Below are 20031 nucleotides of genomic sequence, written 5' to 3' on the forward strand. Positions count from 1 at the left end.
CGTTCGAAGACTACGACCCGGGTCTGACATTCCACCCGGCGATCACGTGCCGCCCGTGCTCGGTGCTCAGTCGGCACAGTGTTCCGGTCGCCAGCTGGAACAGGGCCCCGCCCGACGGCGGCAGCCCCAGCCGCCGGGCGGTGAGCACCCGCAGGAAGTGACCGTGCGCCACCAGCACCACGACCCCTTCGGTGTTGGCCGACGCCGCGTCCACCTTGGCCAGCATCCGGTCCGCCCGCTCGCCCACCTGGTCCGGACTCTCCCCGGGGTGGTCGGGCGGTCCGGGCGCGACCCCGTCCGTGAAGAGGAACCAGTCCGGCCGGGTGCGCCTGATCTCGACGGTGGTGACGCCCTCGTAGCCGCCGTAGTCCCATTCGCGCAGGTCCGGGTCGACCCGTACGTCGTGCAGTCCGATGAGCTCGGCGGTCTCCCTGGCCCGTTGCAGCGGGCTGACGAACGCGGCCCCGATCCGGTGCGAGCAGATCAGCGGCACCAGGCCCCGTGCCTCCTGCCGACCGCGCTCGGTCAGTGGGACGTCCGTCGAGCCGGTGTGCCGCCCGGATCGCGACCACTCGGTCTCACCGTGCCGGACGAGGAGGAGATCACCCATGCGTCACAGGTTACGAGCCCACCGCTCCGGCTCCGCCGATGCCCGCTCGACCGGCCCTGCAAGGGGCCCGCCGGCAGTGCCTCCCGGAGCCGGCGTCAGGAGCTCGTGAGGACGACGAGTTGCTGGGTCGCCCGGGTCATCGCCACATAGTGGTCGACCGCTCCCTCGATGCCCTCGCCGAACTTCTCCGGGTCGACGAGGACGACCAGGTCGAACTCGAGCCCCTTCGACAGCTCCGGGGTCAGCGACCGGACGCGCGAGGTCGTCCGGAAGGTGGGATCGCCGATGACGCAGGCGATCCCCTCGGCATGCGCGGCCAGCCAGGTGTCGAGGACCGCGTTCAGGTCCGCAGCGGATCCGTGGACGACGGGGACGCCGCTGCTGCGGATGGAGGTCGGCACGTTGGCGTCCGGGAGCGCGGCCCTGATGACCGGCTCGGCTTCCGCCATGATCTCTTCCGGTGTCCGGTAGTTGACGCTCAGGGAGGACAGGTTGATCCGGTCGAACCCGACCCGCTCGAGCCGTTCCTGCCACGACTCCGTGAACCCGTGCCTGGCCTGGGCCCGGTCCCCGACGATGGTGAAGCTCCGGGACGGGCAGCGCAGCAGCAGCATCTGCCACTGGGCGTCGGTCAGTTCCTGGGCCTCGTCCACGACGATGTGCGCGAACGGGCCGGCGAGCAGGTCAGGGTCGGTGCCGGGCAGTCCGGTCTCGTCGACCAGGGCGTCCTGCAGGTCCTGTCCGTGCAGCATCGTCACGGCGCCTTCGCCGTCGTCGTCGGCCGCGAGCAGGGTGTCGACGACCTTGGCCATCTGCTCGCGTTCGGCGGCGACGGAAGCCTTGCGCCGACGCTCACGCAGTGCCGCCTCCGGGTCGCCGAGCCGCTGCCGTGCCGCGTCCAGGAGCGGCAGGTCGGACACCGTCCAGGCCTGGGCGTCCGCACGCTGCAGCAGCCGTACTTCGTCGGGGCCGAGCCAGGGAGCGCACTTGCGCAGGTAGGCGGGTACCGACCACAGGTCTCCGACGAGGTCGGCCGCTTCGAGCAGTGGCCACGCGCGGTTGAAGGCCGTGAGCAGTTCCCTGTTCCGCCGCAGCGACTTGCGCAGCAGTTCGGGTGGGACGTCGTCGCCGTCGTGCTTGTCCACCAGGATCGTGAGCAGTTCCTCCAGGACCTGGTCACGCGCGTCGTTGTGCGGAGTGCCGGGTTCCGCCCCTTCGAAGGCCACGGCCCAGTCGTCGGCGCTCAGCGGGATGTCGGACCAGTGGGTCGTGACGGTCATCCCCTTGGCGGGCGGCTCCTCGTAGAACCTGACGGCCGCCTCGATCGCCTCCACCAGGTCCGCGGACGACTTCAGGCGGGCCACCTCCGGGTCGGCCTCGACCGCCGCCGCGGCTCCCTCGGCGACGAGGTCCCGCAGGGTGCAGGTCTGCACGCCCTCCTCTCCGAGGCTGGGGAGGACGTCGGCGACGTAGGCGAGGTAGGGCCGGTGCGGGCCGACGAACAGCACCCCGCCCCGGCGGTGACCGAGGCGGGGGTCGGCGTAGAGGAGGTAGGCGGAGCGGTGCAGGGCGACGACGGTCTTTCCCGTACCCGGACCGCCGTCGACGACGAGGGCGCCGCGGGATCCCGCTCGGATGATGGCGTCCTGGTCGGCCTGGATGGTGCCGAGCACGTCTCGCATCCGTGACGACCGGTTGCTGCCCAGGCTGGCGATGAAGGCGGACTGGTCGTCGAGCGCGGCGTGCCCGACGAGCCCGTCCGGGGTGAACACCTCGTCCCAGTAGTCGCTGATCCGGCCGCCGGTCCAGCGGTACCTGCGGCGGCTCGCCAGACCCATCGGGTTGGCGTGGGTGGCTCCGAAGAACGGCTCCGCCGCGGGGGAGCGCCAGTCGAGCAGCAGCCGTCGGCCCTCGCTGTCGGTGAGGCCGAGACGGCCGACGTACACGGGCTCGGGGTCGTCCGCGCCGACCATGTGTCCGAGGCACAGGTCCAGACCGAAGCGGCGCAGGGCGCGCAGGCGAGCGGTCAGCCGGTGGATCTCCGTGTCCCGGTCCATCGCCTGCCGGCCCAGGCCGCCGGGCGCCCTGCGCTCGGCGTCGAGGTGGTCGGACACTTCGGCGATCGACTGCTCCAGGCACTCCGCGACGGCCGCGAAGTGCTGCTCGTCGCGGCCGATCAGCGCCGGGTCCGCCTTGGAGGAGAGGCGGTCGGGAAGGTCGAACGCGCTGGTGGTCAGGGGGTTCATGTCATCACTCCGCTATGAGGTCGCTTGCGACCAGTGCGCACCGCAGGGCGTCCGGACCGGACTGACGATTCTGGTGGCACGACGAGCGACGCTACGCCTGACGTGGACTCCATGGCCGTTGCCGGATCAGGTCGCCAGGGTGCGCAGGTTCTCGTGTTCCGGGTCCTGGCTCGACGATCCCGCTTGGTTCACCCGGACATGGGATGCCTTTCCCGGCCGACCGCGTCGAGCAGCAGCTTGGCGGCCACTGTCGCCCCGTCGGTACGGATGGTGCCGGCCACGGCCCTCGCCCGTGCGCCGGTCTCGGGAGCCAGGGCCGCTTCGAGGGCTGCCGACAGGGACTCGAACGTCGGAGCCGGACCGTCGTGTGCGGCACCGATGCCCAGCTCGGCCACCCGGCCGGCCCAGTACGGCTGGTCCGCGATCTGGGGAACCACGACCTGGGGCGCGCCGGCCCCGGCGGCCGTCGTCGTCGTCCCCGCGCCGCCGTGGTGCACGACCGCGGCCACCCGGCCGAACAGTGCCTGATGGTTGACCTCGCCGACGGGGAGGCAGTCGGCGAGGTCGTCGATCAGACCCAGGTCGGCCCAGCCCTGGGAGACGAGGGCGCGGCGGCCCTGCGCACGGACCGCCTCGATGGCCACCCGGGCGGCGTCCGGTGACGCGCCCATGGGCATGCTGCCGAAGCCCACGTACACCGGTGGTGTGCCGGCGTCCAGGAACGCCGTCACCTCGGTCGGGAGCGGGCGCTCGTCCGGCAGAGTCCACGCGCCGGTCTGTACGACGTCGAGGTCGGGCGTCTCCTGCCAGGGGTCCAGGGTCGGGTCCGTCGCCAGCCACGGCCGGTCCCCGATGACGTAGTCGCGGACGTCGGCCACCGGGGGCAGGCCGATCGACGCCCGGTTGGTGTTGAGCGCCTCACCGAACAGGGTGTTGATGCTCCGGGCGTCCAGGTCCCACAGCACCCTGGTGTCGGTCACCTCCGGCGGGAGCGGCCGGCCCGGATACGCCAGCGGCCGGCGCCGTGGCGACGGCAGGGTGAGCTGCTGGAAGGTCACGGACACGGAGGGGATGCCCAGTTTCTCGGCCACCGACCGCGCTCCGGCCGCCGCCGAGATCATGCCGGTCGACACCAGCACGTCGCATCCCTCGGCCGCCGCGGTGACCGCGTCCAACTGGGCGGCGATCACTTCGGCGGCGCGCTGAGGGAGGGACGACGGCGGCGGCGCCGCCTTCGTCAGCGCGCGCGCCGACGGACCGACGGGCAGCAGCGGCACGCCGACACCGGCCAGCAGCTTCGCGAACTCCTCGTCCGCCGGCGCGCACACCCGAACCTCCGCGCCGAGTTCCCGCAACCGCACCGCGAGTCCCGCCATCGGTTGGACGTCCCCGCGCGACCCGTACGTCGACAACAACACGCGCACTTCGCGGCTCCCAGTTCTCCGTGGATTTCCAGCTCAGGTCGGCGATTCTGCGGCATGACCGGGGCCTTGCCGCAAGCCCCCCGGTGCGCTATACGTTGAGAGTGGTGGGGAGTGCGTGACGCCACCGCCCTCAGCGCTACTGCCGGTACCCACTCAGGAACCGCCCGATCCGCCCGATGGCCGCCTCCAGGTCGTCCGCGTAGGGGAGGGTCAGGATGCGGAAGTGGTCGGGGGTCGGCCAGTTGAAGCCGGTGCCCTGCACCACCTGGATCTTCTCCCGCAGCAGCAGGTCGAGGACGAACCTCTCGTCGTCGTGGATCTTGTGCACCTTGGGGTCGAGACGCGGGAAGGCGTACAGCGCGCCCTTCGGCTTCACGCACGACACACCGGGGATCTCGTTGAGCTTCTCCCAGGCCACGGTCCGCTGCTCGTGCAGGCGCCCGCCCGGCGTGGTCAGCTCGCGGATGGACTGCCGGCCGCCGAGCGCGGCCTGGATGGCGTACTGCGCGGGAGCGTTGGCGCACAGCCGCATGGAGGCCAGCATCGTCAGGCCCTCCAGGTAGTCGCGGGCGTGCTGCCGGGGACCGGTGACGACCATCCAGCCCGAGCGGAAGCCGGCCACCCGGTACGTCTTCGACAGGCCGCAGAAGGTCAGGACGACGAGGTCGGGGGCGAGGGCCGCGGCCGAGTGGTGCACGGCGTCGTCGTACAGGATCTGGTCGTAGATCTCGTCGGCGAAGACCAGCAGGCCGTGCCGGCGGGCCAGGTCGAGGATGCCCTCGACGATCTCCTTCGGGTAGACCGCGCCGGTCGGGTTGTTCGGGTTGATGATGACCACGGCCTTGGTGCGGTCCGTGATCTTCGACGCCATGTCGGCCAGGTCCGGGTACCAGTCGGCCTGTTCGTCGCACAGGTAGTGGACGGCCTTGCCGCCGGCGAGGGTGGTCACCGCCGTCCACAGGGGGAAGTCCGGGGCGGGGATGAGGACTTCGTCGCCGTCCTCGAGCAGCGCCTGTACGGCCATCGAGACCAGCTCGGAGACGCCGTTGCCGAGGAAGACGTCGTCGACGCCGACCTCCAGGCCGAGCGTCTGGTAGCGCTGGGCGACCGCCCGGCGGGCGGAGAGGACACCGCGCGAGTCGGTGTAGCCGTGCGCCTGGGGCAGCATCCGGATCATGTCCTGGACGATCTCCTCCGGCGCCTCGAAGCCGAACAGCGCGGGGTTGCCGGTGTTCAGCCGCAGCACGCTGTGGCCCGCCTCCTCCAGCGCGTCGGCGTGCTCGATCACCGGACCGCGGATCTCGTAACAGACCTCGCTCAGCTTGCTCGACTGCCGGAACTCCATGCGCTTACGCCCCTCCGGTTGTGGTGTTGCTTGGTTTTACCAAGTTCGAGCTTGGAAAGTCCAACAACATGTCTACACTGCGTCGCATGTCACCTCGCCGCAGCTACGACCAGTACTGTTCCGCCGCCCGGGCGCTCGATGTCGTCGGCGACCGCTGGACGCTCCTGATCGTCCGGGAGCTGCTCGCCGGTCCGCGCCGCTACACCGACCTGCACGCCGACCTGCCGGGCGTCAGCACGGACGTACTCGCCTCGCGGCTGAAGGACATGGAACGGGACGGCCTCACGACCCGGCGCAGGCTGCCGCCGCCCGGTGCGGCGTACGTGTACGAACTGACCGGACGGGGCCGCGAGTTGCTGCCGGTGCTCCAGGCCCTGGGCCGCTGGGGGCAGGCCGAGCTGGGCGAGCGGCGGTCCACGGACGCCGTACGGGCGCACTGGTTCGCGCTGCCGCTTCTCCGGGCGCTGGACGGCGAAGGTCTCGTCGAAGTGCGGCTCGAGGAGGGTGAGTTCCATCTGTACGTCGGTGCCGAGGACGGTCCCGTGTACGGCGACGGGCCCGCTCCCGCGGAGCCCGACGCGCGGCTGGTCCTGGACACCGGCACCTGCCTGGCGGTCGGCCGCGGCGAGGTGAGCGTGCCGGACGCGGTGCGCGCCGGTCGTATCGAGGTGACGGGCGAGAGCACTCTCGCGAAGGCACTGCGCGAGGCCTGAACGCGAAGAGACCCGCCGTGCCGAAGCACAACGGGCCTCTTGACGTCCGTCAGGCGCCTGGCGGAACCCGCGACGGCCGCCCCGACCCGCGCGTCAGCGAGTACCCGCCGACCCCCGCGAGCGCGGCCAGCACGCCGCCGAGTGCGGTCCACACCCACCGGTCGGACCACCAGCCGGAGGACCAGCCGTCGTCCGGCTCGATGCTGGACAGCACGGCGGAGCCGGACGCGCCGTCCTCGCCGGCCTCGGAGGTGACCGCGACTCCCGGCACCAGGGGCTCGGCGAGCGAGCCGTCCACCGCGGCCGAACCGCCGATGTCCTTGGAGTCGACCCGGAGCTCGGTCTCGACCGGCAGGCCCAGGTCGGCCGTCGTCAGGCCGACGGCCGTGAGGCGCACGTAGTACGTCCCGGGCAGCGGGTCGTTCGCCCACGGCTCCGACCAGGCGCGGACCGTGCGCAGGACGCAGGCCAGCTCCACGGAGGCCGTGTCCGCCGCCGCGGTACGCGTCTGCGCCCCGTACTGGCAGGCCTGGCGGCGCCGCAGACCGTCGTACACGTCGATCTGCCAGGTCTCGGCGGCGTGCGTCTCGGGCAGCTTCACCGTCGCCTTGACGGTGGGGCGCTGTCCGGCGTCCGCGGGGAACGACCAGTACAGGTAGTCGCCCGCGGAACCGTTCGCGGTGGCCGTCTGCCCCTGCTCGATCTCGGTGGCCGTCCGGAAGGAGGTGCCCGCCTCGGTGGGCGCCCCGCCGTCCGTAGAAGCCGAGGGAGACGGTGAGGAGTCGGCCGCGGCCGGGGCGACCGCGAGGCCGAGCATCAGCAGGGAAGCGCTCAACGCGCGGGTGATGCGCATCAGTTGGTCCTCCAGACCGCGAGCCGCCAGCGTGACAGCCAGCCCCAGACCAGACCGGCGAGGAAGCCGGTGAGGATCAGCGCGCCGAGCAGCCACCAGCCGCGCCCGAGGCCGAACGAGGCCACGTCGCTCGCCGACGACGGCCCGTCCACCACGTCCACGGTCAGCTCCAGCGGCAGACCCGGCGTGGTCTTCACACCGGAGGCGGCGGAGAAGGAGTTGGTGACCTGGAGGCACACCGTCTCGGCCGGCGCGTCCTCGTCGTCGCTCTCCGCCTCGGGGTACCGCAGCCCCGTCGAGACCACGTCGGTGCGGCCGTCGCCCGCGGCCTCGCCGCGCACGATCTCCCGGCCGTGCACCGTGACCGCCCGCAACAGCACCCCGTAGGAGGGGTTCACGGCCCGGTCGGCCCCCACGCTCACCGAGGCGCGCAGCTCCTGGCCGGGCTCGACGTCCACCCGGTACCAGCGCTGCTGCCCGAACTCCTCGCGGTCGGTGTACAGGCCGGACTTCACGGTCGGTGCCTCGGCGCACTCGGCGGCACCGTCCACCGCCACCGGCGTCACCACCGGATCGGCGGCGCGGTCCACCAACTGGTTGACACGGTCGGTGAGTTCGTCGGTGTGCTCCACCGAGGTGTACGTCCCGCCGGTCGCCTCCGCGATGCAGCTGAGCTGCTGCCGCATCTTGGCGTTCGGGACCAGACCGAGGGTGTCGATGGTCAGCCCGATGCCCTTGGCGGCGATCTCGCGGGCCACCTCGCACGGGTCGAGCGGGGCGCAGGTGTCCTCGCCGTCACTGATCAGCACGATCCGCTTGGAGCCGTCGCCGTCGAAGTCGCCGGCCGCCTTGAGGAGGGCGGGGCCGATCGGCGTCCAGCCGGTGGGGGCGAGGGTCGCCACCGCGGTCTTGGCCTCGGTACGGTCCAGCGGACCGACCGGGTAGAGCTGCGCGGTGTCCTTGCAGCCCGTCTTCTGGTTGTCGCCGGGGTAGTTGGCGCCGAGGGTCCGGATGCCCAGGTCGACGTCCTCGGGCGTGGCGTCCAGCACCTCGTTGAACGCCTGCTTCGCGGCCGCCATCCGCGTCCCGCCGTCGATGTCCCGGGTCCGCATGGAGCCGCTGACGTCGAGGACGAGGTCGACCTGGGGCGTGGTCTCGCCGGTCGGTTCGCCGGCGAGGGCCGCGACCGGGAAGGCGATCCCGGCCGTCAGGGCGGCGAGCAGGGCGCACACTCCTGCCGCCAGCCGTTTACTTGTGATCATCGGCGGATCCTATTGATCAGGGGTGCCGCGCTCCAAAACGGCCGCTCGGAGAAGGGGATCCGGCACCTCGGAGCAGGGGTTCGGCAGACCGGTCCACTGATCGCCGGGCGTGCCGGGGGACAGCCGCATCAGCGTCAACGCCTTGGCCGGCAGCGGCTCTTCGAGCAGTGCGGCGAGATCGGGCGTGCGCGGAAGGTCGCGTACGGCCGTCTCCAGTGCGCCCCGCAACGCCGCACCCGAGCCCGCCGTACCGGCCAGTGCCCCGGCCACCAGTGAACCGAACAGCTTGCGGCGCAGGGCCGTTTCGTCGTCCGTGACGATCCGTCCGGTCAGTTCGGGGACCGGGATGCCGTGCCGGGCCAGCCGGGCCGGGCTGACGCGGATGTCGGCGAGGTCGCGGTAGACCAGGCGCAGCGGGGCGCCGGTCGCGGACAGGACCACGAGGAGGTTCTGCCCGTGCGCCTCCAGGGCCACGCCCAGCTCGAGGAGGCGCAGGCCCACCGTGAGGGCGAGGCGGGTGAAGTCGGCCAGCCAGGCGGGGGAGTCGGGCAGTCGGGTGGTGGCGAGAGCGGCCACCGGCAGGACTCGCTCGCCGAGGTCCGTCGCCGCGTAATCCTGCGGCGACTCGCGCAGCACCGCCGCCAGGTCAGGGGTGTTGGCCGTGACCGCGCCCAGGGTGCGGGTGACGTGCAACAGGCCGTCCATGCGCGCCGCCAGCGCCTGCGCGAACGCCGACAAGGTCGCCGACAGGGTGATCGAGTAGACGGAGATGTCCCGCACCGAGGAGGTCAGCCGGGCGCTCAGCGCGGTCTTGACGTGCGGCCCGTCCGGCAGCGCGAGGGTGCGCAGGGCCATCAGGGGGTGAGCCGAGAGCCCCTCCTCGCACGGACGCTTGAGCACATGCTCCGCCTGCCACGGATGCACCGGCACCAGCAGCCGCACCCCGTCCCGCATGTCGTCCGGCCAGTCACCCGTCACCAGGCACTCGCCCGCCGGAACGGGCACCAGCCCCAGCCGGACCACCGGCCCGTGTTCGGGTCCGTAGGCGAGCTGCTCGGCCACCGAGAAGCCGGGCCGGGAACGGCAGCCCGGATGGAACGGATGCCCGTCGACCACCCGCTGCTCCCACTCCCAGTCGCGCGCCGGCCACTCTTCCGAGTGGGCCGGCCGACCGGCCCGCGACAGCGCCAACGACGCCACGCTGTGGCCGAGTTCGGCGGCGAACTCCCCGCCGTGCGCCACGGCGAGGTCGCTCATCAGCCGCGCAGGATCGTCGTACGACAGGTCGCCGAGCCGCACCTCGGTGACGTACGCGGCGGTGGCGTACGGGTCCGGGTGCGGGCCGCGCAGCCGGCGGCCGTCACAGAGGCGCACGGCGAGCCCCTGCCGGCCGGCCGCGCGGCCCGCGACCCACGGCAGCGGCTCATGGGCGAGCGCCCGCCACAGCCGGGTCAGCACGGCCGCCCGGGCGCCCGGCAGCTCGGCCGCGTACCGCGGCACGAGGTCGGGACGTACGGCGGCCAGCTCGCCGGCGACCTCGGCCTCGGCGGTGAAGGGACGGTGCACGGGCCAGCTCCTCGGGTACGAAAGGGATGTCACGACAGGCGGTGACGACAGACATACTGATCGTCTCCGCCCGAACGGACCGTAGAGAACGAGTGGAACGCGTGGATCTCATCCCCCCGCCCGCCGCCGACGACGCCGCACCGCGCGACGACCTGGCGGACCGCGCCGACGCGTACGCGGCGGCGCCCCTTCTGAACTGCCTGCTGCGGGAGGTGGCCGAACCCCTCCCGCGAACCTGCGAACCCGGCGAACACCGGGTGCACCGACTGCCGGGGGGCAGACTGCTGCGCGTACGCGGGGAGCGGCGCCCCGCCGCACCCGAGGTGTGCACGGCGGACGGCTGGCAGCCCGTCAGCCACCCCGAACTCGTCAAACTCGTCGCCGAGGAACTGGTCCGTCACACCGGCCTGTCCAACCACGAACTGCCCGCCGAGATGATCGACAGTCGGGACGCGGTGGCCGCGCTCCTCACCGCCCGCGCCCGGGCGACGGCACCCGAGGACCCGTACCTGCTCTCCGAGCAGGCCCTCATCACCGGCCACCCCCACCACCCGGCGCCCAAGGCCCGCGGCGGCGGCCCCGCCGCAGGCTGGCTGCCGTACGCCCCCGAGGCACACGCCCGCTTCCCGCTGACGCTGCTCGGGCTGCGCGCGGACACGGTCGTCGAGGAGGGCGACACCTCGCCCCTCGACGCGCTCGGCGAGGCCCCGCCCGGCTACCGGCTGCTGCCGGCCCACCCCTGGCAGCTCGACCTCGTCGCCCGCGACCTCGCCCCGGCCTTCGCCGACGGCCGCCTGGTCCACCTGGGCACGACCGCCTTCACGGTTTGGCCGACTGCCGCGATCCGCACGCTGTACGCGCCCGAACGCGACCTCTTCCTGAAGTTCAGCCTCGATGTGCGCATCACGAACGACATCCGCCGGCTGTGGTGCCACGACCTGCGGAGAATGCGCCGCACCGACACGGCGGCGCGCGAGGCGTTCGCGGCGGTCGACGGCCCGGCGGCCTGGCTCGGCGACAACGGCTACCGCACCGCGGACTTCGCCTTCGAGGAACTCGCCGTCCTGGTCCGCGACGGACTGCGCGACCGGGTGGTGCCCGGCGCGACCCCGCTGCTGGCCGCCGCGCTGGTGGAGGGCTTCGACGGCAACCCGCTCGTCGCCGCCGCGGACCCGGCGGCCTGGTGGCAGGCCTATCTCGCCCATGTCGTGCCCCCGGCCCTGGCGGCCTTCGCCGACCACGGCGTCGTACTCGAAGCGCACCTGCAGAACACGCTGGTCGCCGTCGACGCCGACGGAACACCCGTGCAGGCGCTGTTCCGGGACTCCGAGGGCGTGAAGCTGCTGCCGGAGGTGTCCCGGGCGGTCGGCTGGGAGCGGCTGGTGTACTGCCTGGTCGTCAACCACCTCTGCGAGGTCGCCCGGGCGCTGGCCGAACACCACCCCGGCCTCGACCCCTGGCCCGCCGCCCGCCGCGAACTGTCCCGGCACGACCTCCCCGAGATCGCCGCCCTGCTCGCCTCGCCCACCCTGCCCGGCAAGACCAACCTCCTGCTGCGCTGGACCGGCGCGGACGGCGCCGACGCCCGCTACCTGCCGCTGCCCAACCCCCTGGCGGGGTGAGAGCTGGCATACCCTGGCCGGTGTGCTGCGCGATGTGACTGCTGTTCGATACGTGAACCCGTTGCGGTCCGGCGGCTCCGTGCCCGGAGTCGTCGAGGCCGACGACCTGGGGACGTACGTCGTCAAGTTCACCGGCTCCGCTCAGGGCCGCAAGGCGCTGGTCGCCGAGGTGATCGTGGGCGAGCTGGCCCGCGCCCTCGGACTGCGCTTCCCCGAGCTGGTCCTCGTCCACTTCGACCCCGCGATCGCCGACCACGAGCCGCACCAGGAGGTGCGAGAGCTCCACGGCTCGAGCGCGGGACTCAATCTCGGCATGGACTACCTGCCGGGTGCGAAGGACTTCACGCCGGAGATCGCCAAGACCTTCCCCGTCGACCCGCTGGAGGCCGGCAAGGTCGTCTGGCTGGACGCCCTGACGGTCAACGTGGACCGCACGGTCCACAGCTCCAACCTCATGATCTGGCCCACCTTCGGGACCGTACCGCCGCGCCTGTGGCTCATCGATCACGGGGCCGCGCTCGTCTTCCACCACCGCTGGGACGGGTCGGATCCCGAGAAGGCGTACGACTTCCGGCACCACGCGCTCGGCCACTACGCGCCGGACGTGCGGGCGGCCGACGCCGAGCTGGCACCCCGGGTGACGCTCGACCTGCTGCGCGCGGTCACTAAGGCGGTCCCGGACGCCTGGCTGGCCGCCGAGGAGGGTTTCGCGACCCCGGACGACGTCCGCGAGGCGTACGTCGACTACCTCCACGCGCGCGTGCGGGCGTCCGCGGCCTGGCTCCCCACTCACTTTCCCACCCGGGAGGAACTCGCCGCCGAGGAGGCCCTCCGGGCGGCGAAGACACAGCGAGGCCGGCCGAACTGGCTCAAGCGGGTCCCCGACCTGCACGGCAAACCGGCGGCGGAACAGGATTGGTCGGTGCACCTCGGATGACGGATGTTCAGCGGGTCGAGATCGAGTACTGCACCCAGTGCCGCTGGCTGCCGCGTGCCGCCTGGCTGGCGCAGGAGCTGCTGACGACCTTCGAGACCGAGCTCACGGAGCTGTCCCTGAAGCCCGGCAAGGGCGGGATCTTCGTGGTCAGGGTCAACGACGAGGTCGTCTGGGACCGCCGTGAGCAGGGCTTCCCCGAGCCGACCGCCGTGAAGCAGGCCGTACGCGACCGAGTGGCCCCGGGAAAGTCCCTGGGCCACTCGGACAAGTGAGGCTCTAGCCTCGCAGCTGCTCGTACGCCGGCAGTGTCAGGAAGTCCGCGTAGTCCTCGTCGAGGGCGACCTCCAGGAGCAGGTCGTGGGCCTGCTGCCAGTGACCGGCGGCGAAGGCCTCCTCGCCGAGTTCGCTCCTGATGTTCCGGAGTTCCTCGGCGGCGACCTCGCGGGCCAGCTCCGGCGTCGCCTTCACGGTGTTCCCCGCGTGCTCGAACTCGACGCCCGCGTTGATCCACTGCCAGATCTGGGAGCGGGAGATCTCTGCGGTCGCCGCGTCCTCCATCAGGTTGAAGATGGCGACCGCGCCGAGACCGCGCAGCCAGGCCTCGATGTAACGGATGCCGACCTGGACGGCGTTGACGAGACCGTCGTACGTCGGCCTGGCGTCGAGGGAGTCGACGGCGATCAGGTCGGCCGCCTTGACGTCGACGTCCTCGCGCAGCCGGTCCTTCTGGTTCGGCTTGTCGCCGAGGACCGCGTCGAAGGAGGCCATGGCGATCGGCACCAGGTCCGGGTGGGCCACCCACGACCCGTCGAAACCGTCGTGCGCCTCGCGGTCCTTGTCGGCCTTCACCTTCTCGAACGCGACCTTGTTGACCTCCTCGTCGCGGCGGGAGGGGATGAACGCCGCCATGCCGCCGATCGCGTGCGCGCCACGCTTGTGGCAGGTACGGACGAGGAGTTCGGTGTACGCGCGCATGAACGGGGCCGTCATCGTCACGGCGTTGCGGTCCGGCAGGACGAACTTGGCGCCGCCGTCACGGAAGTTCTTGACGATGGAGAACAGGTAGTCCCAGCGGCCGGCGTTCAACCCGGAGGCGTGGTCCCGGAGTTCGTAGAGGATCTCCTCCATCTCGTACGCGGCCGTGATCGTCTCGATGAGCACGGTGGCGCGGACGGTGCCCTGCGGGATGCCGACGTAGTCCTGCGCGAAGACGAACACGTCGTTCCAGAGGCGGGCTTCGAGATGGGACTCGGTCTTCGGGAGGTAGAAGTACGGGCCCTTGCCGAGGTCGAGCAGCCGCTGGGCGTTGTGGAAGAAGTACAGGCCGAAGTCGACGAGGGCGCCGGGGACCTGGCTGCCGTCGGCGGCGACGAGGTGCCGCTCGCTCAGGTGCCAGCCGCGCGGGCGCATGACGACGGTGGCGAGTTCGGCGTCGTCCTTGAGGGCGTACGACTTGCCGGACCTCGGGTCGGTGAAGTCGATGTTCCGGGTGTAGGCGTCGGTCAGGTTGATCTGACCGAGGACGACGTTCTCCCAGGTCGGCGCCGAGGCGTCCTCGAAGTCCGCGAGCCAGACCTTGGCGCCCGAGTTGAGGGCGTTGATGGTCATCTTGCGGTCGGTGGGGCCGGTGATCTCGACCCGGCGGTCGTCCAGGGCCGCGGGGGAGGGGGCCACCTTCCAGGAGTCGTCCGCGCGGATCGCGGCGGTCTCCGGCAGGAAGTCGAGCGTGGAGGTGCGGGCGATATCGGCGCGGCGCTCCGCACGGCGGGCGAGGAGCTCGTCACGCCGGGGCGTGAACCGGCGGTGCAGCTCGGCCACGAAGGCGAGGGCCGCGCCGGTGAGGACCTCCTCCTGCCGGGGCAGGGGCTCGGCGTCGACGATGGCCAGCGGGGACGGCGCTGGTGCGGACATGAGCGGTCACTTCCTTCAGCGAGCGTGGCACCGGGTGCCAGTCGACCACGGTACGGCGGTGGACGCCCGGGAGCAGGGCGGGCGCTTCTGAACAGTGGATACTAGTTTCCTCATCGTGGAACTTCAATGGTTTGTTGATGTCGAGATTCTCCGGGTCGAGGCAAGGTGGCGCTCGGTGCCACCACGCTCACTCAAGGTGCTTCAGGTCCGCGGCGGTGTCGATGTCGTACGGCTGAGCCACGTCCCCGCACTCGACGAGCGTGATCGCCTCCTCGTGCGCCCTCAGGTAGGCGCGTGCCCCCCGGTCGCCGGTCGCAGTCGCCGTGATGCCCGCCCAGTGCGAGACACCGAAGAGGACCGGGTGGCCGCGTACGCCGTCGTAGGCGGCGGAGACCAGCGACTCCCGGGACTCGTACGCGGCGAGCACGCGGCCGACCGCCTCCGCCCCGATGCCGGGCTGGTCGACGAGCGAGACGAGCGCGGCCCCCGCGCCCGTACCCGTGAGCGAGTCGAGCCCGGCGCGCAGGGACGAACCCATGCCGTCGGCCCAGTCGGGGTTCTCCACGAGCACGCAGTCACCGAGCTCCGCCCGCTCCCGGACGGCGGCGGCCCCGGCCCCCAGGACCACGTGGACCCGGGTACAGCCGGCCGCGCGCAGCACGCCGACCGCGTACTCGACCAGCGGCCGCCCTCGGTGTTCGAGCAGCGCCTTGGGGCGTCCGCCGAGCCGGCGCCCGCCACCCGCGGCGAGGAGCAGCCCGGCCACCTGCTGTGCGTTGTCAGTCATGTGTCCTGCATACCTGACGCTCCGGCAGGCGCCCGGTTCCCATGGGCTGAATTTCGGTCCGCGCAGTGGCGCATCCGGTGCGGGGTGGCGTTTACTGACCCGCGTCCCCCGGCGCCCGACCAGCGCGCGGGGAGGCGCGGCGGGATCGGAGAACGTGCGGGCGCGCGACGGCGTGCGAGGGGGAGAGCTGTGTTGCGGAGCTTGGGGCAGAGACCGGTGAGCGGCAGCGACGAGGACCTGAGAGTGGCGGAGCTGCGGACCGCGGTGTCCCGGCTGCGCCGCCAACTCGCAGCGCACCCCGCCGAGTTCCCCGACCGTGGCATCGCCGAGGACGAACTCGCCGCGTTGGCCGCGATGACGATCGAGGGGGCGCCCGAGATTCCGCGGCTGCGGCGGTCCCTGCTGGTGATCGCGGGGGCGATCGGGTCGGTGAGCGCACTGTCCCGGGGGCTGTCGGAGGTGCGCGACGCGGTGGAGGGGTTCGGGGAACCGCCGCGGCGCTGAGGGCCCTCGGGCGGCCGGGTGGGATGTGCGTCGAGGTCGCGGTGGACCTCGGGCGGAGCGGGTGCCTCCGTCGGCCGCGGTCATGGGGCGGCGCGTCCCCCGACGAGGCGCGGCTGCATCGCCCTCGCCGTGCTCTTCCCGAGCGGGAGTGCGAGCAGCGCGGGCCGCGGGAAGTCCGCGGTCGAGCAGGGGCGGGACCGTGTCCGCGCATCCCCTGCGGGTGCGGGTGTGGGTGCGGGAGCGGTCGCGGACTTGGTCGTGGACCTGTGGCCGGACCCGGCCGCCGTCCTGCGGACGGTGCCCGTCTTCGGTGCGAGCCCGCTCCGGCGGCAATTTCGTACAGCCGTGTGTCGGCCGCGCCCGGCCGCCGTTCGCGAGGGCCGGCCACGTGGGGTAGGAGTGTCGCTCCGGCCTCCGCCCGAGTGCCGAGGTCAGGAGCGGGTCGACGGTCAGGTCCTCGAAGCGCTGATGGGCGCCCGCCGCTCGACGCCCCGGGGGCCCGGCCCATCGGGCGCGGCAGCCGCGTCGCCCGGCCGATGCCGCCGGTGGAGCGTCAGGCAGCCGGTGGACGGTCAGGCAGCCGGGCCGCCCGAACTCGCCAGCACCTCCGACAGCTCCGCCGCCACCTGCTGGAGCACCGGCACGATCTTCTCCGTCGCCGCCTCCGTGACCCGGCCCGCCGGACCCGAGATGGAAATGGCCGCCAGGGTGGGGGAGTTGGGGACGGACACCGCGAGGCAGCGGACGCCGATCTCCTGTTCGTTGTCGTCGACCGCGTAGCCCCGGCGCCGCACGTCCTCCAGTGCCGCGAGGAAGCCCTCCGGTGTGGTGATCGTCTTCTCCGTCGCGGCCGGCATGCCGGTGCGGGCCAGCAGGGCGCGCACCTCGCCGTCCGGGGTGTTGGCGAGCAGGGCCTTGCCGACGCCCGTCGAGTGCGGCAGGACGCGCCGGCCGACCTCGGTGAACATGCGCATCGTGTGCTTCGACGGCACCTGCGCCACGTAGACGATCTCGTCGCCGTCCAGCAGTGCCATGTTCGCCGTCTCGCCGGTCTCCTCGACCAGCCGGGCGAGATGGGGGCGCGCCCAGGTGCCGAGCAGACGGGAGGCGGACTCGCCGAGGCGGATCAGCCGCGGGCCGAGCGCATAGCGGCGGTTGGCCTGCTGGCGTACGTAGCCGCAGACCACCAGGGTGCGCATCAGGCGGTGGATGGTGGGCAGGGGCAGCCCGCTGCTCGCGGAGAGCTCGCTGAGACCGACTTCGCCGCCCGCGTCCGCCATTCGTTCCAGCAGATCGAAGGCGCGCTCGAGGGACTGGACTCCGCCGCTGGCGGACTTCGCGGAGTCGGTGGTGCTGGCGCTGGACGTCGGCACGGCGCGTTCCTTTCGGGACAGGCGGGAAGAGCAGAAGCCTACCCGTCGGTCGGTTGACTCCCTGTTGATGCGTAGCTACGTTCTGCCTGTCGGAAGGATAATTCCGTCTTGTGGAAACGTCCAGAGTATGCGCCTTTGTGGTCCCCTGGGGAAGTGCGCCCTTGACGGCATGAGGGCGGGAGTGAAGACTCCTTCAACAGAACGTTGAATTCCGTTACGTGGAAGTAAATCCCGTTTCCCGGAAGTAAAACGGCACCCAGGCAGCGTGAGAGGGGTCCGCGTGTCCGACGTAGAACTGGTGCTGCGCTCGACGCGCGTCATCACCCCGGAAGGGATCCGCGCCGCCTCGGTCGCGGTCTCCGCCGGAACGATCACGGCCGTCCTGCCGTACGACGCCGAGGTGCCGGCCGGTGCCCGCCTGGAGGACGTCGGCGACCACGTCCTGCTGCCCGGTCTGGTCGACACCCACGTGCACGTCAACGACCCCGGCCGCACCGAGTGGGAGGGCTTCTGGACCGCCACCCGCGCCGCAGCCGCCGGTGGCATCACCACCCTCGTCGACATGCCGCTCAACTCCCTCCCGCCCACCACGACCGTCGACCACCTCCGTACGAAGAAGGACGTCGCCGCCGACAAGGCCCACATCGACGTCGGCTTCTGGGGCGGCGCCCTGCCCGACAACGTCAAGGACCTGCGCCCGCTGCACGAGGCCGGCGTCTTCGGCTTCAAGGCATTCCTGTCGCCCTCCGGCGTGGACGAGTTCCCGCACCTCGACCAGGACCGGCTCGCCCGGTCCCTCGCCGAGATCGCCTCCTTCGGCGGCCTGCTGATCGTGCACGCCGAGGACCCGCACCACCTGGGCGCCGCCCCGCAGCGGGGCGGGCCCAAGTACGCCGACTTCCTGGCCTCCCGCCCGCGGGACGCGGAGGACACCGCGATCGCCCAGCTCATCGCCCAGGCGAAGCGTCTCGACGCGCGCGTGCACGTGCTCCACCTGTCCTCGTCCGACGCGCTGCCGCTGATCGCGGCGGCCAAGGCGGAGGGCGTCCGCGTCACGGTCGAGACCTGCCCGCACTACCTCACCCTCACCGCCGAGGAAGTCCCGGACGGCGCCAGCGAGTTCAAGTGCTGCCCGCCGATCCGCGAGTCCGCCAACCAGGACCTGCTCTGGCAGGCGCTGGCGGACGGCACCATCGACTGCGTGGTCACCGACCACTCGCCGTCGACGGCGGACCTGAAGACGGACGACTTCGCGACGGCGTGGGGCGGCATCTCCGGTCTCCAGCTGAGCCTGGCCGCGGTGTGGACGGAGGCGCGCAGGCGCGGCCACGGCCTGGAGGACGTGGTCCGCTGGATGTCGACGAGGACGGCCGCTCTGGTCGGCCTCGATCGGAAAGGCGCCATCGAGGCCGGCCGCGACGCCGACTTCGCGGTGCTCGCGCCCGACGAGACGTTCACCGTGGACCCGGCCGCCCTCCAGCACCGCAACCGCGTGACGGCGTACGCGGGCAAGACCTTGCACGGGGTCGTGAAGTCCACCTGGCTGCGCGGCGAACGCATCGTCGCGGACGGCGAGTTCACCGACCCGAAGGGCGAACTGCTCACCCGCACCCCCTGATCCACCTCTCTCGCTTCCGCTCCCGCACCCGCAGCGGCCGAATCCTGAAAGGCACACTTCGTGACGGCGCAGCCCGCATCCCCTCTGGCTCGTTTCACCGGCGACGCGAACCCCTACGGAGGCGGTGACCCGTACGCGGACTACCGCACCGCCGACTTCCCCTTCACCCGGTACACCGACCTCGCCGACCGGCAGCTCGGCGCCGCGGTGATCGCCGCCAACGACGAGTTCTTCGCCCAGCGGGAGAACCTGCTGGTTCCCGGGCCCGCCGAGTTCGACCCCGAGCACTTCGGGCACAAGGGCAAGATCATGGACGGCTGGGAGACCAGGCGCCGCCGAGGAGCCTCCGCCGACCACCCGTGGCCGACGGCCGAGGACCACGACTGGGCGCTGGTCCGCCTCGGTGCCCCCGGCGTCGTCCGCGGCATCGTCGTCGACACGGCCCACTTCCGCGGCAACTACCCGCAGGCGGTGTCGATCGAGGGCACGTCGGTGCCGGGGTCTCCTTCGCCGCAGGAGCTGCTGTCCGGTGACGTGAAGTGGACGACGCTCGTCCCCCGTACGGCGGTGGGCGGCCACGCGGCGAACGGCTTCGCGGTGTCGGTCGAACAGCGCTTCACGCACCTGCGCGTCAACCAGCACCCCGACGGCGGCATCGCGCGCCTTCGTGTGTACGGCGAGGTCGTCCCGGACCCGAAGTGGCTGGAGGTCCTCGGCACCTTCGACGTGGTCGCCCTGGAGAACGGCGGCCGGGCCGAGGACGCCTCCAACCTCTTCTACTCACCCGCCTCCAACACCATCCAGCCGGGCCGCTCCCGCAAGATGGACGACGGCTGGGAGACGCGCCGGCGCCGCGACCAGGGCAACGACTGGATCCGTTACCGCCTGGCCGCCCGGTCCCGGATCCGCGCGATCGAGATCGACACGGCGTACCTGAAGGGCAACAGCGCGGGCTGGGCGTCGGTGTCCGTGCGGGACGGAGCGGACGGTGCGTGGACGGAGATCCTCCCGCGCACCCGCCTCCAGCCCGACACCAACCACCGCTTCGTCCTCCCGACGCCGGCCGTCGGTACGCACGCGCGCGTGGACATCTATCCCGACGGCGGGATCTCCCGGCTGCGGTTGTTCGGCTCGCTGACGGAAAGTGGCGCCGCGGCGCTGTCGGCACGTCATCAGGAGCTGGGCGGCTGACGCAGGGCGGGCCGCGCCCCCGCCTTCCCGTCCCTGGGGGCACGGGCTGAAATCAGCCCCTCCGGCGTT

At 72.1% G+C, this 20031-nt stretch carries 17 protein-coding genes; 7 read left to right on the forward strand and 10 right to left on the reverse strand.

Translation table 11 applies throughout. From position 1 onward, the window contains the following. Positions 1-10 precede the first annotated feature (10 nt). The 4 genes from ACFWWR_RS24210 to ACFWWR_RS24225 all read right to left on the reverse strand — a co-directional run bounded on the left by ACFWWR_RS24210 (position 11) and on the right by ACFWWR_RS24225 (position 5625). Complete coding sequence (locus tag ACFWWR_RS24210) at positions 11-610, reverse strand: histidine phosphatase family protein (protein ID WP_384305233.1); 600 nt, start codon at positions 608-610, stop codon at positions 11-13. Between the two features lie 95 nt (positions 611-705). Further along, positions 706-2856 (reverse strand): RNA polymerase recycling motor ATPase HelR, encoded by a 2151-nt coding sequence (gene helR, locus ACFWWR_RS24215; protein ID WP_384305236.1) that lies wholly within the window; start codon positions 2854-2856, stop codon positions 706-708. A 188-nt stretch (positions 2857-3044) separates the two neighbouring features. Continuing rightward, entirely contained in the window at positions 3045-4232 is a 1188-nt protein-coding gene (locus ACFWWR_RS24220) for a glycosyltransferase (RefSeq protein WP_384305239.1), read from the reverse strand. A gap of 184 nt (positions 4233-4416) precedes the next feature. Then, entirely contained in the window at positions 4417-5625 is a 1209-nt protein-coding gene (locus tag ACFWWR_RS24225; RefSeq protein WP_383861789.1) for a pyridoxal phosphate-dependent aminotransferase, read from the reverse strand. A gap of 86 nt (positions 5626-5711) precedes the next feature. On the opposite strand from ACFWWR_RS24225, the gene ACFWWR_RS24230 reads away from it, so the two are divergent. Continuing rightward, positions 5712-6338, forward strand: a complete 627-nt coding sequence (locus tag ACFWWR_RS24230; protein WP_383861792.1) for a winged helix-turn-helix transcriptional regulator — start codon at positions 5712-5714, stop codon at positions 6336-6338. Positions 6339-6387: 49 nt separating this feature from the next. On the opposite strand, the gene ACFWWR_RS24235 is transcribed toward ACFWWR_RS24230, so the two are convergent. The 3 genes from ACFWWR_RS24235 to ACFWWR_RS24245 are packed head-to-tail and all read right to left on the reverse strand — an operon-like array spanning position 6388 to position 10019. Continuing rightward, a complete protein-coding gene (locus ACFWWR_RS24235; protein WP_384305242.1) occupies positions 6388-7191 on the reverse strand; it encodes a hypothetical protein in 804 nt (267 codons plus the stop codon). Beyond that, positions 7191-8453 (reverse strand): VWA domain-containing protein, encoded by a 1263-nt coding sequence (locus ACFWWR_RS24240; RefSeq protein WP_383861798.1) that lies wholly within the window; start codon positions 8451-8453, stop codon positions 7191-7193. Before ACFWWR_RS24240 ends, ACFWWR_RS24235 begins: the two co-directional genes overlap by 1 nt. A gap of 9 nt (positions 8454-8462) precedes the next feature. After that, positions 8463-10019: an IucA/IucC family protein gene (locus ACFWWR_RS24245; RefSeq protein WP_384305245.1), complete on the reverse strand. Its 1557-nt coding sequence runs from the start codon at positions 10017-10019 to the stop codon at positions 8463-8465. Between the two features lie 92 nt (positions 10020-10111). Between ACFWWR_RS24245 and ACFWWR_RS24250 the strand changes: the two genes are divergently transcribed. The 3 genes from ACFWWR_RS24250 to ACFWWR_RS24260 are packed head-to-tail and all read left to right on the forward strand — an operon-like array spanning position 10112 to position 12850. Beyond that, positions 10112-11641 carry an IucA/IucC family protein gene (locus ACFWWR_RS24250; protein WP_384305249.1) on the forward strand — a complete coding sequence of 510 codons (1530 nt, stop codon included), beginning with the start codon at positions 10112-10114 and terminating at the stop codon, positions 11639-11641. 22 nt (positions 11642-11663) lie between these two features. Then, on the forward strand, positions 11664-12578 hold the full coding sequence (locus ACFWWR_RS24255; RefSeq protein ID WP_384305252.1) for a HipA family kinase: 915 nt from the start codon (positions 11664-11666) through the stop codon (positions 12576-12578). Then, on the forward strand, positions 12575-12850 hold the full coding sequence (locus ACFWWR_RS24260; protein ID WP_383861810.1) for a SelT/SelW/SelH family protein: 276 nt from the start codon (positions 12575-12577) through the stop codon (positions 12848-12850). The genes ACFWWR_RS24255 and ACFWWR_RS24260 overlap by 4 nt, the downstream gene beginning before the upstream one ends. 4 nt (positions 12851-12854) lie before the next feature. Here ACFWWR_RS24260 and aceB read toward each other — a convergent pair whose 3' ends face one another. Both aceB and ACFWWR_RS24270 read right to left on the reverse strand, forming a co-directional pair. Next, a complete protein-coding gene (gene aceB, locus ACFWWR_RS24265; RefSeq protein WP_383861812.1) occupies positions 12855-14489 on the reverse strand; it encodes a malate synthase A in 1635 nt (544 codons plus the stop codon). Positions 14490-14676: 187 nt separating this feature from the next. After that, positions 14677-15276, reverse strand: a complete 600-nt coding sequence (locus tag ACFWWR_RS24270; RefSeq protein ID WP_384305254.1) for an NTP transferase domain-containing protein — start codon at positions 15274-15276, stop codon at positions 14677-14679. 216 nt (positions 15277-15492) lie between these two features. Here ACFWWR_RS24270 and ACFWWR_RS24275 point away from each other — a divergent pair, with 216 nt between their 5' ends. Beyond that, positions 15493-15780 carry a DUF5955 family protein gene (locus ACFWWR_RS24275; RefSeq protein ID WP_383861817.1) on the forward strand — a complete coding sequence of 96 codons (288 nt, stop codon included), beginning with the start codon at positions 15493-15495 and terminating at the stop codon, positions 15778-15780. Positions 15781-16352: 572 nt separating this feature from the next. Here the strand turns inward: ACFWWR_RS24275 and ACFWWR_RS24280 are convergent. After that, entirely contained in the window at positions 16353-17153 is an 801-nt protein-coding gene (locus ACFWWR_RS24280) for an IclR family transcriptional regulator (RefSeq protein WP_384305256.1), read from the reverse strand. A gap of 280 nt (positions 17154-17433) precedes the next feature. Here ACFWWR_RS24280 and allB point away from each other — a divergent pair, with 280 nt between their 5' ends. Together allB and alc are read left to right on the forward strand one after the other, a co-directional pair. Beyond that, a complete protein-coding gene (gene allB, locus ACFWWR_RS24285) occupies positions 17434-18771 on the forward strand; it encodes an allantoinase AllB (RefSeq protein WP_383861823.1) in 1338 nt (445 codons plus the stop codon). Between the two features lie 60 nt (positions 18772-18831). Beyond that, entirely contained in the window at positions 18832-19962 is a 1131-nt protein-coding gene (gene alc / locus ACFWWR_RS24290; protein WP_383861826.1) for an allantoicase, read from the forward strand. Positions 19963-20031 lie beyond the last annotated feature (69 nt).

Origin of the sequence: Streptomyces sp. NPDC058678 (assembly GCF_042714835.1) — a bacterium.
Lineage (GTDB): Bacteria > Actinomycetota > Actinomycetes > Streptomycetales > Streptomycetaceae > Streptomyces.

Excerpts from the sequence above, each read along its gene's own strand:
- ACFWWR_RS24240 (WP_383861798.1), bottom strand. The coding sequence starts at position 8,453 with ATGATCACAAGTAAACGGCTGGCGGCAGGAGTGTGCGCCCTGCTCGCC.
- ACFWWR_RS24230 (WP_383861792.1), top strand. The coding sequence starts at position 5,712 with ATGTCACCTCGCCGCAGCTACGACCAGTACTGTTCCGCCGCCCGGGCG.
- aceB (WP_383861812.1), bottom strand. The coding sequence starts at position 14,489 with ATGTCCGCACCAGCGCCGTCCCCGCTGGCCATCGTCGACGCCGAGCCC.
- ACFWWR_RS24210 (WP_384305233.1), bottom strand. The coding sequence starts at position 610 with ATGGGTGATCTCCTCCTCGTCCGGCACGGTGAGACCGAGTGGTCGCGA.
- ACFWWR_RS24225 (WP_383861789.1), bottom strand. The coding sequence starts at position 5,625 with ATGGAGTTCCGGCAGTCGAGCAAGCTGAGCGAGGTCTGTTACGAGATC.
- ACFWWR_RS24260 (WP_383861810.1), top strand. The coding sequence starts at position 12,575 with ATGACGGATGTTCAGCGGGTCGAGATCGAGTACTGCACCCAGTGCCGC.
- helR (WP_384305236.1), bottom strand. The coding sequence starts at position 2,856 with ATGAACCCCCTGACCACCAGCGCGTTCGACCTTCCCGACCGCCTCTCC.
- ACFWWR_RS24270 (WP_384305254.1), bottom strand. The coding sequence starts at position 15,276 with ATGACTGACAACGCACAGCAGGTGGCCGGGCTGCTCCTCGCCGCGGGT.
- ACFWWR_RS24235 (WP_384305242.1), bottom strand. The coding sequence starts at position 7,191 with ATGCGCATCACCCGCGCGTTGAGCGCTTCCCTGCTGATGCTCGGCCTC.
- ACFWWR_RS24220 (WP_384305239.1), bottom strand. The coding sequence starts at position 4,232 with ATGGCGGGACTCGCGGTGCGGTTGCGGGAACTCGGCGCGGAGGTTCGG.